Source organism: Agrobacterium pusense (assembly GCF_013285525.1).
GTDB classification, from domain to species: domain Bacteria; phylum Pseudomonadota; class Alphaproteobacteria; order Rhizobiales; family Rhizobiaceae; genus Agrobacterium; species Agrobacterium pusense.
Map to the genome: position 1 here is coordinate 146,112 of NZ_CP053856.1, position 15,821 is coordinate 161,932.

19 protein-coding genes are annotated in these 15,821 nt (G+C 59.6%); 11 read left to right on the forward strand and 8 right to left on the reverse strand.

Going from position 1 to position 15,821, the window contains the following annotated elements:
• Positions 1 to 59: 59 nt before the first annotated feature.
• Together HQN82_RS25745 and HQN82_RS00690 are read left to right on the forward strand one after the other, a co-directional pair.
• Positions 60 to 290: a Rossmann-like fold-containing protein gene (locus tag HQN82_RS25745; RefSeq protein ID WP_427832741.1), complete on the forward strand. Its 231-nt coding sequence runs from the start codon at positions 60 to 62 to the stop codon at positions 288 to 290.
• Positions 291 to 348: 58 nt separating this feature from the next.
• On the forward strand, positions 349 to 939 hold the full coding sequence (locus HQN82_RS00690; RefSeq protein ID WP_112766127.1) for an alpha-ketoglutarate-dependent dioxygenase AlkB: 591 nt from the start codon (positions 349 to 351) through the stop codon (positions 937 to 939).
• A 4-nt stretch (positions 940 to 943) separates the two neighbouring features.
• Here the strand turns inward: HQN82_RS00690 and mnhG are convergent, their stop codons facing one another.
• The 8 genes from mnhG to HQN82_RS00730 all read right to left on the reverse strand — a co-directional run bounded on the left by mnhG (position 944) and on the right by HQN82_RS00730 (position 7,902).
• Entirely contained in the window at positions 944 to 1,288 is a 345-nt protein-coding gene (gene mnhG, locus HQN82_RS00695; protein WP_004439848.1) for a monovalent cation/H(+) antiporter subunit G, read from the reverse strand.
• Complete coding sequence (locus tag HQN82_RS00700; protein ID WP_004439850.1) at positions 1,285 to 1,566, reverse strand: K+/H+ antiporter subunit F; 282 nt, start codon at positions 1,564 to 1,566, stop codon at positions 1,285 to 1,287. Before HQN82_RS00700 ends, mnhG begins: the two co-directional genes overlap by 4 nt.
• Entirely contained in the window at positions 1,563 to 2,051 is a 489-nt protein-coding gene (locus tag HQN82_RS00705) for a Na+/H+ antiporter subunit E (RefSeq protein WP_004439853.1), read from the reverse strand. Before HQN82_RS00705 ends, HQN82_RS00700 begins: the two co-directional genes overlap by 4 nt.
• Positions 2,048 to 3,694 (reverse strand): monovalent cation/H+ antiporter subunit D, encoded by a 1,647-nt coding sequence (locus tag HQN82_RS00710; RefSeq protein ID WP_004439856.1) that lies wholly within the window; start codon positions 3,692 to 3,694, stop codon positions 2,048 to 2,050. The genes HQN82_RS00705 and HQN82_RS00710 overlap by 4 nt, the downstream gene beginning before the upstream one ends.
• Positions 3,691 to 4,026 (reverse strand): Na+/H+ antiporter subunit C, encoded by a 336-nt coding sequence (locus HQN82_RS00715; RefSeq protein WP_003514993.1) that lies wholly within the window; start codon positions 4,024 to 4,026, stop codon positions 3,691 to 3,693. The genes HQN82_RS00710 and HQN82_RS00715 overlap by 4 nt, the downstream gene beginning before the upstream one ends.
• Positions 4,026 to 6,944: a monovalent cation/H+ antiporter subunit A gene (locus tag HQN82_RS00720; protein WP_004439862.1), complete on the reverse strand. Its 2,919-nt coding sequence runs from the start codon at positions 6,942 to 6,944 to the stop codon at positions 4,026 to 4,028. The genes HQN82_RS00715 and HQN82_RS00720 overlap by 1 nt, the downstream gene beginning before the upstream one ends.
• A 105-nt stretch (positions 6,945 to 7,049) precedes the next feature.
• Positions 7,050 to 7,427 carry a hypothetical protein gene (locus HQN82_RS00725; protein WP_045532846.1) on the reverse strand — a complete coding sequence of 126 codons (378 nt, stop codon included), beginning with the start codon at positions 7,425 to 7,427 and terminating at the stop codon, positions 7,050 to 7,052.
• A gap of 79 nt (positions 7,428 to 7,506) precedes the next feature.
• The gene (locus tag HQN82_RS00730; protein WP_161794457.1) at positions 7,507 to 7,902 is read right to left on the reverse strand and encodes a hypothetical protein; all 396 of its coding nucleotides are present in this window, start codon (positions 7,900 to 7,902) and stop codon (positions 7,507 to 7,509) included.
• 39 nt (positions 7,903 to 7,941) lie between these two features.
• On the opposite strand from HQN82_RS00730, the gene HQN82_RS00735 reads away from it, so the two are divergent.
• The 9 genes from HQN82_RS00735 to cheT are packed head-to-tail and all read left to right on the forward strand — an operon-like array spanning position 7,942 to position 15,778.
• Positions 7,942 to 9,537 (forward strand): globin-coupled sensor protein, encoded by a 1,596-nt coding sequence (locus HQN82_RS00735; protein ID WP_234904860.1) that lies wholly within the window; start codon positions 7,942 to 7,944, stop codon positions 9,535 to 9,537.
• Entirely contained in the window at positions 9,537 to 9,836 is a 300-nt protein-coding gene (locus tag HQN82_RS00740; protein WP_022555601.1) for an STAS domain-containing protein, read from the forward strand. The genes HQN82_RS00735 and HQN82_RS00740 overlap by 1 nt, the downstream gene beginning before the upstream one ends.
• On the forward strand, positions 9,833 to 10,198 hold the full coding sequence (gene cheY1, locus HQN82_RS00745) for a chemotaxis response regulator CheY1 (protein ID WP_004439870.1): 366 nt from the start codon (positions 9,833 to 9,835) through the stop codon (positions 10,196 to 10,198). The genes HQN82_RS00740 and cheY1 overlap by 4 nt, the downstream gene beginning before the upstream one ends.
• A 16-nt stretch (positions 10,199 to 10,214) precedes the next feature.
• Entirely contained in the window at positions 10,215 to 12,476 is a 2,262-nt protein-coding gene (locus HQN82_RS00750) for a chemotaxis protein CheA (RefSeq protein WP_035206775.1), read from the forward strand.
• A 13-nt stretch (positions 12,477 to 12,489) separates the two neighbouring features.
• Entirely contained in the window at positions 12,490 to 13,398 is a 909-nt protein-coding gene (cheR, locus tag HQN82_RS00755; RefSeq protein ID WP_004439874.1) for a protein-glutamate O-methyltransferase CheR, read from the forward strand.
• Positions 13,395 to 14,450 (forward strand): protein-glutamate O-methylesterase CheB, encoded by a 1,056-nt coding sequence (gene cheB, locus HQN82_RS00760; protein WP_004439876.1) that lies wholly within the window; start codon positions 13,395 to 13,397, stop codon positions 14,448 to 14,450. Before cheR ends, cheB begins: the two co-directional genes overlap by 4 nt.
• Positions 14,450 to 14,839 carry a chemotaxis response regulator CheY2 gene (gene cheY2, locus HQN82_RS00765; RefSeq protein ID WP_003503467.1) on the forward strand — a complete coding sequence of 130 codons (390 nt, stop codon included), beginning with the start codon at positions 14,450 to 14,452 and terminating at the stop codon, positions 14,837 to 14,839. The genes cheB and cheY2 overlap by 1 nt, the downstream gene beginning before the upstream one ends.
• Positions 14,836 to 15,381 (forward strand): chemoreceptor glutamine deamidase CheD, encoded by a 546-nt coding sequence (gene cheD, locus HQN82_RS00770; protein WP_004439878.1) that lies wholly within the window; start codon positions 14,836 to 14,838, stop codon positions 15,379 to 15,381. The genes cheY2 and cheD overlap by 4 nt, the downstream gene beginning before the upstream one ends.
• 13 nt (positions 15,382 to 15,394) lie before the next feature.
• Complete coding sequence (cheT, locus tag HQN82_RS00775) at positions 15,395 to 15,778, forward strand: chemotaxis protein CheT (protein WP_004439880.1); 384 nt, start codon at positions 15,395 to 15,397, stop codon at positions 15,776 to 15,778.
• The last annotated feature ends 43 nt before the right edge of the window (positions 15,779 to 15,821 follow it).

The window sequence follows — 15,821 nt, forward strand, 5'->3', positions numbered from 1 at the left end:
GCATTTTTTGCCCAGCTTGGCGATTTGCCATTCAGGTGACCGTTCGGCGTGAAATACTCGTGACAACAAAATGGGTCGCCGTTTTTCTTGGGAGTGCCGCAGCCCATCTTTTGAGCTCCGGCAAAGTTGCAATTACTGTCGTAAACAGTTCTCACTACGATAGAGCCTTTGATATGGATCGGGCTGCTGAACGCAGTGGTTTTGCCAGGCCGGTTGAGTACCCGTTTCAGTTTTCCGACTATCCGGGATACGCGCACATAAAACGAAAGATGACGGCACCTCTGCGCTAGATGAGAATGACGAGTTTGCAACACACGTTTTTCATCTTAAAGGGAGAACAGCCCGCAAATGGATCATACTGTAATTCCATCTTCTTTACCGCCCGGCGTCATATATTTCGGTGACTTCCTTTCGCCGCAAGAGGAAGCTGCCACCGCAACCATATTGGATGCCGGTGGGTGGAGCACGGAACTGAAGCGTCGTGTGCAGCATTTCGGTTATCGGTATGACTATAAAGCCCGCGCAGTTGCGCCGGATGCCTATCTCGGGCCTTTGCCGCCATGGCTGGGCGTGTTCGCCAGAAGATTAGTGAGGAACGGCCACTGCGAGAACTTGCCTGATCAGGTTATCGCGAACGAATACTTTCCAGGGCAGGGGATCAGCGCGCATGTCGATTGTGTCCCCTGTTTCGACGATACAATCGTGTCGATAAGCCTTCTATCCGCTTGCGAGATGGTTTTCCGCGATTTGCGCGGATCCGGCACATGTGGCGTTGTGCTTCAGCCCCGCTCAGGTGTCCTGCTCATGGGCTCCGGGCGTTATCATTGGACTCACGAAATTCCGGCTCGCAAATCGGATATTGTGAACGGGGTGAAGACCGTTCGAAGCAGGAGGATTTCCCTGACTTTTCGTAAAGTCATTGCTTCAACGCGCACCTAAGCAATTACAAATGCTCCCGGTTATCCGAATTCTGCTCCGCCCGGTCCCGATAAAGCGCGGCCCGCCCCAGCAGCATCAGGGAAACCGGCGTCGTCACCGTCATGAAAATGCCGATGAAGATTTCGTGGAAAGCGAAGCGGCCGCCGGAGACGGAGAAATAGATGATGGAGGCCATGACGATGCCGCCGGTCCCCCAGCTGGTGCCGAGCGTGGGCGCATGCAAGCGTTCATAAAAGCTGTTGAGCTTGGCAAAGCCTATGGTGCCGATCAGCGTTAACGAGGCGCCCAGCAGGACAAAAAAAGCTACGGCGATGGCGGCCCAGAGCGGAAATTCTGCGGCGTTGCTCATTCTATGACCTCCCCGCGCATCAGGAATTTGGAAAGGGCGACGGTGGACACGAAGCCCAGGATGGCGATCAGCAGCGATGCCTCGAAATAGATGTCGTTGCCGGTGCGCAGGCCGAAGGTCAGCAGCAGCAGCATGGCGTTGACATAGAGCGTATCCATGCCGAGCACCCGGTCCTGCGCGCGCGGGCCAATGGCGATGCGATAGACCGAAATCGTCATGGCAATGGCCAGCATCAGCTGCGCCAGCGAAAAGGACCAGAAAAGGATAATCGAACTCATTCGAATATCTCCATCAGCAGTTTTTCATATCGGTTCTTGATGAGGCTTATCCACGCGGCCTCGTCCACGTCGTCGAGGACGTGGAGCAGGAGCGTGCCCTGACTGGAATTATATTCAAGCCAGGCGCTTCCCGGCGTCGAGGTGAGGATTGTCGCCAGAACGGCCAGCGCCATGGGATCGCGTATATCGAGCGGCACGGCCAGAAAACCCGATTTGCGGTCCCTTTCGCGCCTGAACAGAATGATCTTCGCGACCGAGAGATTGGACCTGACGATATCGTAAAGCACGATAAGGATCAGCTGCACCAGCCGATGCCAGTTGCGAATGCGGGGTTTTGCCGGCCTCAGCGACGCCATCGCCCAGGAAGCGATGAGCGCCACCGCAGTTCCGAGCAGCAGATGCCCCGGCGAGAAACTGTTGATCGTCATCCAGAAGAAGATCAGGGAAACAGTCAGTAGCGGGTAGGGCAGGACACGGTTCATCATGGCTCTGCCTCCGGATTGCCGCCCGCCCGTGGCGCGGAAATGACGCCCTGGATATAGCTCGCGGGCAGATCGAGGATGCGCGCCGTTTCCTGCATGTAACGCATCACCGGCCCCGCCTGAACGGTCATGGCGAGTGTCAGGCCGAGAAGCAGCATGATGGGTGCGATTTCGATGACGAGCACGCGCGGCACGGTGCCTTCGATGGAGGCCCAGAAAGTACGGATGCCGGCACGGGTCATCGAGATCAGTGAAGCGAAGCCGGAAAAGACGATCAGGAAGACGATCCACCATGACAGGGTGGAGATGCTGTCATTGGCGCCGAGACCGGACGGATTGAGAATGGCCGATAGCATCGAGAATTTGGCAATGAAGCCGGAAAGCGGCGGCAGGCCGGCGAGCAGGATGCCGCAGGCGGCAAAGCATGCGCCCAGCACGGCCATGGTGGCAGGCATGGTCACGCCGATTTCCTCTTCCTCGTCTTCTTCCTCGCCTTCGCCATAAGCCTCCATGGTTACGGCAAGAACGTTTGCGCCCGCATCCTGCCCGCGCTCGACAAGTTCGATGAGCATGAAGAAGGCACTGATGGTGAGGGTGGAGCTGACAAGGTAATAAAGTGCGCCGGCCGCCACCGTGGGATTGCCGGTACCCATGGCTGCAAGCAGCGTTCCCGATGAGACCAGAACCGAAAAGCCGGCAAGCCGTCCCAGCGCCTGCGACGCCAGAACCCCGATGGCACCGAAGATGATGGTGGCGATGCCGCCGACCAGCAGCGCATCGTGGCCGAAACCGGCCGATTCCCCGGCCGTCTGGCCGAACAGCAGGAAGGAGAGGCGGGCGATGACATAAATGCCGACCTTGCTCATGATCGCGAATAGCCCGCCGACCGGTGCAGATGCCGCACCATAGGCGGAGGGCAGCCAGAAATTCAGCGGCCACATGCCGGCCTTGACCAGAAACGCGATGCCGAGGATGGCCGAGCCGGTTTCCAGCAGCATGCGCTGGTCGGGGTTCAGCCCCTCTATCCGGTGGGCGAGATCACCCATGTTCAGCGTGCCCGTCACGCCATAGATCAGACTGACGCCAATCAGGAAAAACAAGGCGGCAACGAGGTTGATGGCGATATAATGCAGCCCTGCCTTGACGCGTTGCTGGCCGGAGCCATGCAGCAGCAGCCCGTAAGATGCCGCCAGCATCACTTCGAAGAATACGAAAAGGTTGAAGAGGTCGCCGGTCAGGAACGCGCCGTTAACGCCCATCAGCATCATCTGGAACAGCGAATGGAAATGGGCGCCCGCCTTGTGCCATTTCGCCATCGAATAGATGAGCGAGGGAATGGCGAGCAATGCGGTCAACAGGACCATCAGGCCGGACAGGCGATCGGCGACGAGCACGATGCCGAAGGGTGCCGGCCAGTTGCCGAGCAGATAGACGCCGCTCGAAACCACAGCAGCGATCTCGGTATTAACGGTTGAGTTCACCTCGCGAAACAGCAGAATCGCAACCACCAGCAGCAGCACCGTGGAGGTGAAGCTGATCGCGGCTTTGGCCACACGCTGGCGCTCGTCAAAGAACAGCAGCAGCGCGGCGGTAATGAGCGGCAGCAGGATGGGTGCTATGACGATGTGGAAGGGGAACGACATCATTTCGACTCCCTCCCATCCACATGGTCAGTGCCGGTGAGGCCGCGCGCTGCGAGCAGCACGACAAGGAAAAGCGCTGTCGTGGCAAAGCCGATCACGATGGCGGTCAGCACCAGCGCCTGCGGCACCGGGTCGGCAAGCGTCGAACTGTCGACGCCGTTCACCAGCACCGGGGGTGCGTTGGTCTTGATGCCGCCGACGCCGAAGATGAACAGGTTCACGGCATAGGACAAAAGCGAAAGCCCGACGATGACCTGATAGGTGCGCGGGCGCAGGATGAGCCATACGCCGGAGCCGGTCATGATGCCGATGCCGATTGAAAGAATGAGTTCCATTACACGTCCTCCGCTTTTGCGGCGTCAGGCGTGCGAACGCGGTAGTTGCGCAACGATTGGTGTGCCAGTGCTATCAGGATAAGAACGGTGGAGCCGACGACCAGCGAAAAGACGCCGAGATCGAACAGCAGGGCGGAAGCCGTCGGCATTTTGCCGATATAGGGTATCTCCGTATACTGGAAATAAGAGGTCAGGAACGGGTAGCCGAAGTACCACGAGCCGATACCCGTCGCCGCCGCCATCAACAGGCCAAAGCCCATCCAGCGCAGCGGCAGGATGCGGATGCGGTCCTCGGCCCAGCGCGCCCCGCCGGCGAGATATTGCAGAAGGAAAGCGATCGCCATGGTGATACCGGCCGCAAAACCGCCGCCCGGCATATCGTGGCCGCGCATGAAGAGGAAAATGGAAAAGGTGATGATGACGGGGAACATCCACTGCATCACGATGGATGGCACGTAGAGATAGTCGCGAACGGTATCGCCCTTGCTGCGATCCGGGCGCTCCGCATCGAAGGCGTTCTGCATCTGCTGCTGTTCCGGAAGTCCGATGCTTTCATGGGCGGGACGGAAACGGCGAAGCAGCGCGAAGACGGTGAGCGCCACGATGGCCAGAACCGCGATTTCGCCGAAGGTGTCGAAGCCACGGAAATCGACCAGGATGACGTTGACCACATTGGTGCCGCCGCCTTCGCTGTAAGCGCGTTCGAGGAAATAGGTCGCAATGGCATTCGGAACTGGCAGCGTCATCACCGCATAGGCGATGACGGACATTCCAATGCCGCTGGCGGCGGCCAGCAGGAAATCGCGGGCACGGCGAAGCTGCGCCGGCAACTCATCGCTGCTGTCCACTTTTTCGAAGCGTTTCGGCAACCACCTGAGGCCGAGCAGGATGAGAACGGTGGTGACGATTTCCACCAAAAGCTGGGTAATCGCCAGATCCGGTGCGGAAAGCCAGATGAAGGTGAGGCAGGTGACGAGCCCCGAAACGCCAAGCATGACAAGGGCTGCAAGGCGATGATATTTCGCCTGCCAGGCAGCACCCATGGCCGCAATCATACCGATCAGCCACAGAATGGCGAAGATCGGATCGAAGGTTGTTACCCGCGGCAGCGACAGGGAGAATTCCGAAAGGAAGAGCGGCGAGAAACCGGCAAGAAGCGCCACGAGGATAAGAAGCCTCAGCTGCGGCTGCAGGCGCCGGGTGCCGAGCGTGCTTTCCAGCCACCGCGCCCACTTCCAGGACACGGTGACGAGAATGCGCTCGAAGATGCGCTGACCCCGCAAATGCCGGAAGATCGGCGGACCGTCATCGCAGCGCGAGAAATAACCGCCGAGCAGGACGTAGATCGTTACCCCGCCGATCAGCGCCGCGATACTCATGATCAGCGGCAGATTGAAACCGTGCCAGATCGACAGGCTGTACACGGGTGTCTGTGCGCCGAGAACGGAAAGCACGGCCGTATGCAGGAACGGGCCGATGGAAAGGCTCGGAACGATGCCGACGATCAGGCAGGCGAAGACGAGGAATTCGATCGGAAACCGCATCCAGCGCGGCGGCTCGTGCGGATTGGGGTTTGGCAGATCGACTGGCTTGGGGCCAAAGAACACCGTGTGGATGAAGCGCAGCGAATAGGCGACGGCAAATGCGCCAGATAATGTCGCCACATATGGCAGCGCCCGGTCGAGAAGCGAGTCGGCATGGGTTTCGACGGCCTCGGCAAAGAACATTTCCTTGGAGAGGAACCCGTTGAACAGAGGAACCCCGGCCATGGCCGCACTTGCCGCCATGGCGAGGGTCGCCGTTGCCGGCATATAGGTATAGAGCCCGCTCAGCCGCCGCATGTCACGTGTTCCGGTCTCATGGTCGATGATGCCGGCCGCCATGAAGAGCGAGGCCTTGAAAGTGGCATGGTTGACCATGTGAAAGATGGCCGCCACCGCAGCGAGCGGGCTGCCAAGGCTTAACAGCGTGGTGATGAGCCCGAGATGGCTGATGGTGGAATAGGCCAGCAATCCCTTCAGATCCTGCTGGAACATGGCGAAATAGGCACCGAGCAGCAGAGTTATGACGCCGGCCGCGCCGACCAGCCAGAACCATTCCGGCGTGCCCGCAAGCACCGGCCAGAACCTTGCAAGCAGGAAAACACCCGCTTTCACCATGGTAGCCGAGTGGAGATAGGCGGAAACGGGTGTTGGTGCCGCCATGGCATTGGGCAGCCAGAAGTGAAAGGGAAACTGCGCGCTCTTCGTCAGAGCGCCGCCGAGAATAAGAATGAGCGCAGGCACATAAAGCGGATGCGCGCGAATGGCAGCGCCGGCCTCGATGATCCTGTCGAGATCGTAGCTGCCGGCCATGTGACCGAGGATCAGCAGACCCGCCAGCAAGCTGAAGCCACCAATCCCCGTCACTGTCAGCGCCATGCGAGCGCCGTCGCGGGCGCCGGCATTCTGGTGCCAGTAGCCGATCAGAAGGAATGAGAAGATGCTCGTCATTTCCCAGAAGATGGACAGCAGAATGACGTTGCCGGATAGGACGACGCCGAGCATCGAACCCATGAAGGCGAGAAGAAAGGCGAAGAAGCGCGGTATGGGGTCTTCAGTCGACATGTAGTAGCGGGCGTAAAGCACCACCAGCAGGCCGATGCCGGTAATCAGCATCGAGAAGATCCAGGCAAATCCGTCGAGCCGCAGTGTGAAGTTCAAACCGAGCTGCGGCAGCCATTCCACATCGTATTTAAGAACGGCGCCCCCGCTGACGCTGGTATAAAGGAAAATACTGCTGACCAGCCCGAAAAGGGCAACTGCCCCCGCAACGGAAGCGGGAGCTGCAGCAGCACCCTCGCGCGGCATGAACGCCGTCAGGAGTGCGCCGACGAAGGGCAATGCGACAATAAAAGGAAGAATGGTTGCAAGTGTCATATGCGGCGGCGGTTTTCTCTCTGGAATGGGAGCTTGCGGCGGATTTCCGACGACTCCAATCCCTCAGGATTCCAATGAATCCAATGATGATGACCGCCGGAATGACTAGTACATAAGATGCGGAGGCGCGCGTGGTACCACGCTGGCAAAGTCTCGGGACGCTTGTGGCGCGACGGCAACAGCAACGAGCCGCGTCTTTGCCTCAAGGTCAACACTGACGGCGGTTAAGGAAAACGCGTCCTGACCAATACCCGGGGCCGCATTGCCTGACCGGCAACCGACATCACCGCCGTTGTCGCAATCCTTGTCGCGAAGCGAAAGGGAGCGGCCAAGATCGACGGTCTGCATGCGTTCGAGGCGGCTGGTCTTGGAAAGCGGCTTGATACCCGAAGGCGCCTGGAAGCCGATCATGAGAAGAAGGCTGGCGACCACGAGACCGATCAGCACTTGCGGATGGCGCCTTGAACTGCGGCCTTTCTCCATCCATTGCAAGTTGGCATCTCCTTGATCGAAAACGTCTCTTTAAAGCATCACCGCTGCGCGAATATCCCGTTGATTTGTTTTAGGGGAAGCCACCCGCGCTTGTCCAGCACACAGGCCGGAAAAACCGCCCGAAGCGCTCGATTCCTTTTTGTTTTTGCTCATTTGCGGCAAAGTCGGGGCAGGGGCCGTTAAAAGACTTTACAAATTTTACCGTTTGACCCGCAACGCCGCGTTTCTTAACTTTCAAGCAAGGAATTAACCATAAAGATTGGTGGTATTTCCACGGCGGAATGGGGTCTCTCCCCTTCCAGGCATGACGCCGCACTGCCGTACCGGTGCCGATCCGGTATTTCGTTTCTTGGTTCAAGAAGGTCTGGCAAGCGTCGATGCCGCATCGTCCGCGATGGGTGTGTTCGTTCAAAAATCCCCTCAGGGTGCTGGCGTTCTGAACCTTGGCAAATTGGCCGGGTTTCACCGGCCGTCATGTTGTTGGGGACGTCGGTTGGGGCAGGACTTGCCATCAGATCAAGCGCGCAGATCGGCAGGCGGAAGCCTGGCGGGGCGGTTGCGTTTTGCCGGCCTCGATGAGACGCAATCCGACTTCCTGCGCAGCTATCGCGGCATGCTGGAGCCTTACGTCAAGGCCGGCCTGCGCGATGTGATGACCCGTTTCCAGTCCATGCCGGACTGTTCCCCGTCCTTCGACAGCGAAAACCAGCTCGAACGCCTGCACGATCTGCAATCGTCGCACTGGAGCGTTTTGACGGATGCACGTTTCGATGCGCTCTATGCCGAGCGGGTGAAGGTGCTTTCCGACAATGCCAGCCGCATGGGTCTCGATCCGCGCTGGCAAATCGCCAGCCACGCCGTCGTTCTGGAGCACCTCGTTGGTGGACTGGTGGCGGAACACGCGCCCCGATCCATCCTGCCGGGTAGCCGCAAGAAGAGCCGTGAGCTCGCCGAAGCGGTAAAGAATGTCGTCCGCCTTGTGATGGTCGATACCGAGATAGCGGTCTCGCTGCGCTTTAATGAACTACGCCTGCGTCATGGCCGCGAACTTCAGGAACAACGCGACAATGACCGGGCTGAAGCGGCAAACCTCTTCGGCGTCGCGTTGAAAGCTTTTGCGGCAGGCGATTTGCACGCACGGATAGACGGTGACGTTCCAGACGCCTATCGGGATGTCGCGACAACATTCAACACGGCCCTTGAAACCATAGGCGCGTCGTTGACGGCGGCCCATAACAGCGTCGGCGAGGCCGAGGCCTTGAGCGGACGTTTTGCCGATATCGGCCGTTCCATTGCCGAGCGTTCACGCCAGCAGGCCGAAGCCCTTGCCGAAACCTCGCATGCGATTCAGGCACTGATCGGGAACGTTGCCGAAAACGGCGCTCGCATTGCGGCGACGGAAAAGGCGGTTTCGAGCGCCCGCGACGCGGCGGTCGAAAGCGGCCGTGCGATCGGCGAGGCGATCGACGCCATGTCGGACATCGAACAATCCGCCGAACAGATCGGCAGGATCATCGGCACGATTGACGAGATCGCTTTTCAGACCAACCTTCTCGCGCTCAATGCCGGCATCGAGGCGGCGCGTGCGGGTGAAAGCGGTCGTGGGTTCGCTGTCGTCGCGCAGGAAGTCCGGGCGCTCGCCCAGCGGTCTGCAGATGCCGCAAGGGAGATCAAGAGCCTCGTCGGAACCACGAAGACCCAGGTCGAGGGCGGCGTCCGCATGGTCAACCGCACACAGGACGCAATCGGCGGCGTCGTCCGGCAGGTCTCGGGCATCAACGACATGATCGCTGAAGTCTCGCGGCTTATGGCCGAGCAGGCCGGTGAACTGCAATCTGTTGCCGCCGATATTGGCGGGCAGCAACGGCAGGCGGACCGCAATGCCGTCGATATCAGCGCGAGCGCCTCCGAGGCCGACACGCTTCAAACCGTCATTCTGGAACTCGGCCGCACCGTGCGTGAATTTCGTATTGCCCGCCAGGAACATTTCGCTGCCGCCACCGGTGCGGATCGGCAGCAATCATCATTTATGGCCCGTGAGGATAGCCGCACGGATTACCGCCAGAATTACCAACAATTCAGACGTCAGGGAGTCATGTAATGGCAGCCAGAAAAGCAGCTGAGGCGATGCTGAAACTGTCACCGGTGCTGGACCTCAACGAAGCATCGGCCCTGCACGGCAAGCTGATGACGTTGCGGGGAGCACCGCTGTCGGTGGACGCGTCAGAGGTGGAACGTATCGGCGCCCTTTGTGCGCAGGTCCTCATGGCCGGCGCCAAATCCTGGGAAGAGGACGGCAAACGCTTCGGCTTTGCCAGCGTGTCCGATGCATTCGACAAGACCATGAAACTGATAGGCGTCGATATCGATCATTTGCTCCTGAAGGAGATGCAAAAGTGAAGAAAAAAGTTCTTACCGTGGATGATTCCCGGACGATCAGGAACATGCTCCTGGTCACGCTCAACAATGCCGGTTTCGAAACCATTCAGGCCGAAGACGGCGTCGAGGGCCTCGAAGTGCTCGAGCAGAGCAACCCCGACGTCATCGTGACTGACATCAACATGCCCCGTCTCGACGGTTTCGGTTTCATAGAGGGTGTTCGTCGCAACGAAAAGTACCGTGCGATCCCTATCCTCGTTCTGACGACCGAAAGCGATGCAGAGAAGAAGAACCGCGCCCGCCAGGCCGGTGCGACGGGCTGGATCGTCAAGCCGTTCGACCCTGCCAAACTCATCGATGCCATTGAGCGCGTAACCGCCTGATACGGGACATTTCACGATGGATATGAACGAAATCAAGGAAATCTTTTTCCAGGAATGCGAGGAGCAGCTCGCCGAACTGGAATCGGGGCTTCTTAAATTGAATGACGGCGACCGTGATCCGGAAACCGTCAACGCCGTTTTCCGTGCCGTTCATTCTATCAAGGGCGGAGCAGGTGCCTTCGGTCTCGATGATCTCGTGGCCTTTGCGCACGTCTTTGAAACGACCCTCGACTGCGTGCGTTCCAATAAGCTGGAACCGACGCAGGATGTTCTCAAAGTCATGCTGCGCTCTGCCGACGTGCTGGCAGACCTCACCAATGCCGCAAGAGACGGTGGCAGCGTCGATGAAAGCCGCACCCGTGGCCTCGTGAAGGAACTGGAGGCGCTGGCAAACGGCGAAGCCGTTCCGGCATCCGCGCCCGCTCCCGTCGCAGTAAAGGCGCCGGAACCCGTGAAGGCCAAACCGACGGATGAGAGCGGCTTCGAGCCGATCCCCTTCTCCTTCACGGACTTTGCCGACGAAACCACGCCGCTGATGGAAGCGCCATCCTTCCAGATCACCTTTAAGCCGCATGCATCGCTTTATTCAAAGGGCAACGAGGCGGCACTTCTGCTGCGCGATCTTTCCCGCATTGGGGAGATGAGTATCAATTGCGACATGTCCGAGCTGCCTTCGCTCGACAAACTCGATCCTGAAGCATCCTATCTCTCCTGGACGGTTTCGATCACGACCGACAAGGGTGAAGAAGGTATCCGCAGCGTCTTCGAATTTGCCGAATGGGATTGCGATCTCGAAATCACGCCAGTTCTTTCGGAGGCCGCTGCCGACGAGGAAGAACTCCCGATGATCCCCGTGCCGTTCGACCTTTCGGCGCTTGATAGCGGCGCGGAAGAGCAGCCCGTTGTTGAAGTCGCCACGGCGGAAGCGTCTTATGTTGCAGCAGCTGTCGAAACGGCCGTCGCAACGACGCAGATCGCCCAGAGCGTCAATGCCGCCATCGAAAAGCGTGAAGCTGCGGCAGCACCTGCCGCAGCGCAGGCAAACGCCAATGCCGCTGCCAATGCAAGTGCCGGCCAGACCATCCGCGTCGATCTCGACCGTGTCGATCGCCTGATCAATCTCGTCGGCGAGCTCGTCATCAATCAGGCGATGCTGTCGCAGAGCGTCATCGAAAACGATGCGAGCGGTACGTCAGCCGTCAATATGGGTCTCGACGAGCTGCAGCAGCTGACGCGCGAAATCCAGGACAGCGTCATGGCGATTCGTGCGCAGCCGGTAAAACCGGTGTTCCAGCGCATGTCGCGTATCGTTCGCGAAGTCGCCGACATGATCGGCAAGCAGATCCGTCTAGTCACCGAAGGTGAGAACACCGAAGTCGACAAGACGGTCATCGACAAGCTGGCCGAACCGCTGACGCATATGATCCGCAATGCCGTTGATCATGGCATCGAGACGCCCGAAAAGCGCGAAGCCGCTGGAAAGAACCCGGAAGGCACTATCAAGCTTTCGGCCAAACACCGCTCCGGCCGCATCCTGATCGAGCTTCAGGACGACGGTGCCGGCATCAACCGCGAGCGCGTGCGCCAGAAGGCGATCGACAACGATCTCATCGCTGCCGATGCGAACCTGACGGATGAAGAGATCGACAATCTCATCTTCGCCCCGGGCTTCTCCACGGCCGACAAGATTTCCGACATTTCCGGCCGTGGCGTGGGCATGGACGTGGTCAAGCGCTCCATTCAGGCGCTCGGCGGTCGCATCAACATCTCCTCGCGCCCCGGCCAAGGCTCCACCTTCACCATGAGCCTGCCGCTGACGCTTGCCGTTCTCGACGGCATGGTGGTGACGGTTGCCGGACAGACACTGGTGGTGCCGTTAACCGCGATCGTAGAAACCCTGCAGCCGGAAGCGAAGAACATTCACTCCTTCGGTGCGAACCAGCGGCTGATCTCCATCCGCAACTCCTTCTGCCCGCTGGTGGATGTCGGCCGCGTGCTGAATTTCCGCCCGACGCAGGCCGATCCGGTCGAAGGCGTTGCTCTTTTGGTGGAATCGGAAGGCGGCGGCCAGCGTGCCCTGATGGTTGATGCGATCCAGGGTCAGCGCCAGGTTGTCATCAAGTCGTTGGAGGCCAACTATACCCATGTTCCGGGCATTGCCGCCGCAACGATTCTCGGCGACGGGCGCGTCGCTCTCATTCTGGATGTCGATGCCATCGTCAGCGCCTCGCGCGGACAGCCCTTGAAGCAGGAAATGTCGCTCGCGGCGGCGGGTTGAAAGCGGATCATTCATGGCAGCACTTAATTTCAACGATCAGCGCCAGTCTCCGGATGACGTTCTTGCCAGCGGTGAGTACCCGCTGACGAGACGTGACCTCTCGGAAATCGCGGCGATGATCTATGCCGATGCGGGCATCTATCTCAACGACACCAAGGCGTCGCTGGTTTACTCCCGCCTGTCGAAACACATCCGCAATCTCGGCCTTTCGGGCTTTCGTGAATATTGCGTTCTGGTGTCATCTCCAGATGGCGCGCAGGCGCGGCGCGAAATGCTGTCGCACCTGACCACGAATTTCACCCGCTTCTTCCGCGAAAATCATCATTTCGAACATTTGCGTGATGAGGTTCTTCCTGGCCTCATTGCAAGGGCTAAGAGCGGCGGGCGTGTTCGCATCTGGTCCGCCGCTTGCTCCGACGGACAGGAGCCCTATTCCATAGCGCTCACGGTGCTCGCCATGTTTCCGAATGCAGCCGATTACGACTTCAAAATCCTGGCGACGGATATCGACCCCAAGATATTGGCGCAGGCCCGTGCCGGGGTCTATGACGATAATGCGCTCGAAACCGTGTCTCCCGCCATGCGCAAGCAATGGTTCACGGAAGTGGATGCTGGCGGCCGCCGCAAGTTCCAGATCGACGACAAGGTCAAGCGCCTCATCACCTTCAATGAATTGAACCTGATGACGCAATGGCCCTTCAAGGGCAATTTCGACGTCATCTTCTGCCGCAACGTCGTCATCTATTTCGACGAGCCGACGCAGATGCGCATCTGGTCGCGTTTTGCAGGCCTGCTGCCGGAAGGTGGTCATCTTTATATCGGTCATTCCGAACGTGTCTCCGGTGACGCCAAGAACCTGTTCGATAATACGGGTATCACCACCTATCGCTACATCGGTCACGCTTCGGGGAGGAAGGCATGAGCGCACTCGCACGGGTACTCGTCGTCGATGATAGTCCGACCATGCGCGGCCTGATTTCGGCTGTTCTCAAGGCCGATCCGGAGGTCGAGGTCGTCGGGCAGGCCGGCAACGCCATGGAAGCGCGTGCCGCCATCAAGCAGCTCAATCCCGATGTCGTGACACTCGACATCGAGATGCCGGAAATGAACGGGCTGGAGTTTCTCGAAAAGATCATGCGCCTGCGGCCCATGCCGGTCATCATGGTCTCGTCGCTGACACATCGCGGGGCGGACGCCTCGCTCGCGGCACTTGAAATCGGCGCCTTCGACTGTGTCGGCAAGCCGGCACCAGGCGATGCGCGCCCCTTCGGCGATCTGGCTGACAAGGTGAAGGCTGCCGCGCGCTCCCAACACGCTGCTTACCGCGCGGCGCGGCCGGAAGCCGCAGCCGCGCCGCAGCCGGTTCCGGTCAGCGAATATCGGGCGGGGCGCAAGGTCGTGGCCATCGGTTCGTCCACGGGGGGTGTCGAAGCGTTGATCGCGGTGCTGCAGAAATTCCCGGCCAATTGCCCGCCGACCGTAATTACCCAGCATATGCCGCCCACCTTCACGAAGAGCTTCGCAGAACGGCTGAACCGCATCTGCGCTCCTGTGGTGGAAGAGGCAACGGATGGCGCCCGCCTGCAGACCGGCAAGATCTATCTCGCGCCGGGCGGCGAGCGTCACCTGCAGATCGCCAATCGTTCAGCGCCCTGCTGCCGGCTCGTGGAGCGCGATCCCGTCAACGGCCATCGGCCCTCCGTCGATGTGTTGTTCGACTCTGTAGCCGAACTTGCCGGACGCAACGCCGTCGGCGTCATCCTGACCGGCATGGGGCGCGATGGTGCCGCCGGACTTCTGAAAATGCGCCATGCCGGTGCGCGTACCGTCGGCCAGAACGAAAAAACCTGTGTCGTCTATGGCATGCCCCGTGTGGCCTACGAGCTAGGCGCGGTTGAACAGCAATTGCCGCTGGGCTCCATCGGCGAAGAAATCCTCAAACTAACCACTGCCCGCAAAGAAGGTGCTGACTAATGTCTCTCGCAGAAAAGATCAAAGTTCTGATCGTTGACGATCAGGTGACCAGCCGGCTGCTCCTCAGCGATGCGCTGACACAGCTCGGCTTCAAGCAGATCACCGCCGCAGGTGACGGCGAGCAGGGAATGAAGATCATGGAGCAGCAGCCCCATCATCTCGTCATCTCCGATTTCAACATGCCGAAGATGGATGGTCTCGGTTTCCTGCACGCCGTGCGGGCCAACCCGACCACCAAGAAGGCCGCCTTCATCATTCTCACCGCGCAGGGCGACCGCGCGCTGGTGCAGAAGGCTGCCCAGCTCGGCGCCAACAACGTGCTGGCCAAGCCCTTCACCATCGACAAGATGCGTGCTGCCATCGAAGCGGTTTTCGGATCGCTGAAATGATTGAAGCTGCAGCCAAGCGCGTACATATCATTCAGGGCGAGTATAAGGTCGTCAGCGATCCCGATGTGGTGCTGACGACGATACTCGGTTCGTGCGTGGCTGCCTGTCTGAGAGACCCCGTTTCCGGCGTTGGAGGAATGAACCACTTCCTGCTGCCGGGAACCGGTAGCGTGACCGGCGGAGATGCGACGCGTTATGGCGTGCATCTCATGGAACTTCTGATCAACGGCCTGCTGAAGCAGGGCGCCCGTCGTGACCGGCTGGAGGCCAAGATTTTCGGCGGCGCGAAGACGATCGCCAGCTTCTCCAATGTCGGTGAGCAGAATGCCATATTCGCCATGAAGTTTCTCAAGGATGAAGGCATTCCAGTCATAAGCTCCTCCACGGGCGGGGAACATGGCCGCAAGATCGAATTCTGGCCGGTCTCGGGCCGCGCCCGCCAGCATCCGCTCAGCGGCGCGGAAACACAGAAGACGGTGGCCATGGAAACGCGTCCGGTGCCGGCGCCCAAACCCGTCGCCAACGATATCGAATTTTTCTAGTACGGAGTTTCCAATGCAGCTTGCAGAGCACACCGCCACCACTCCGTTCGAAGAAGCCCTGCCGGATGTTCTGATGCGTGTGGTATCGGAACTGCACGATGTCGCCTATCTCATCGAGCGCATCGAGCCGCAATTGCTTGAGGTGACCAGCGGCCAATTGTCGAGCGAAGGCGTCAAGCTGCTGCAGGGCATCGACCTTGCGGTCCAGAAGACGCGTGGCCTGGCCGAGTTCATAGACACCATCACCGGCTCCATCCCGGGTGACTGGATCGTGGATGTCTCCACCGCGCTCAGCCTCGTCAAGCTTGCTGAAATGCAGAAGGCGCTCGGCGCGGCCTTCCGCCACGGCCATTCCCAGCCGCTCGACAAGGCCTCCGGCGACTTCGACCTCTTCTAGCGCTGTTTCCAGCGGCGCCTGCCTCTTCGCAGAATGCGGAGAA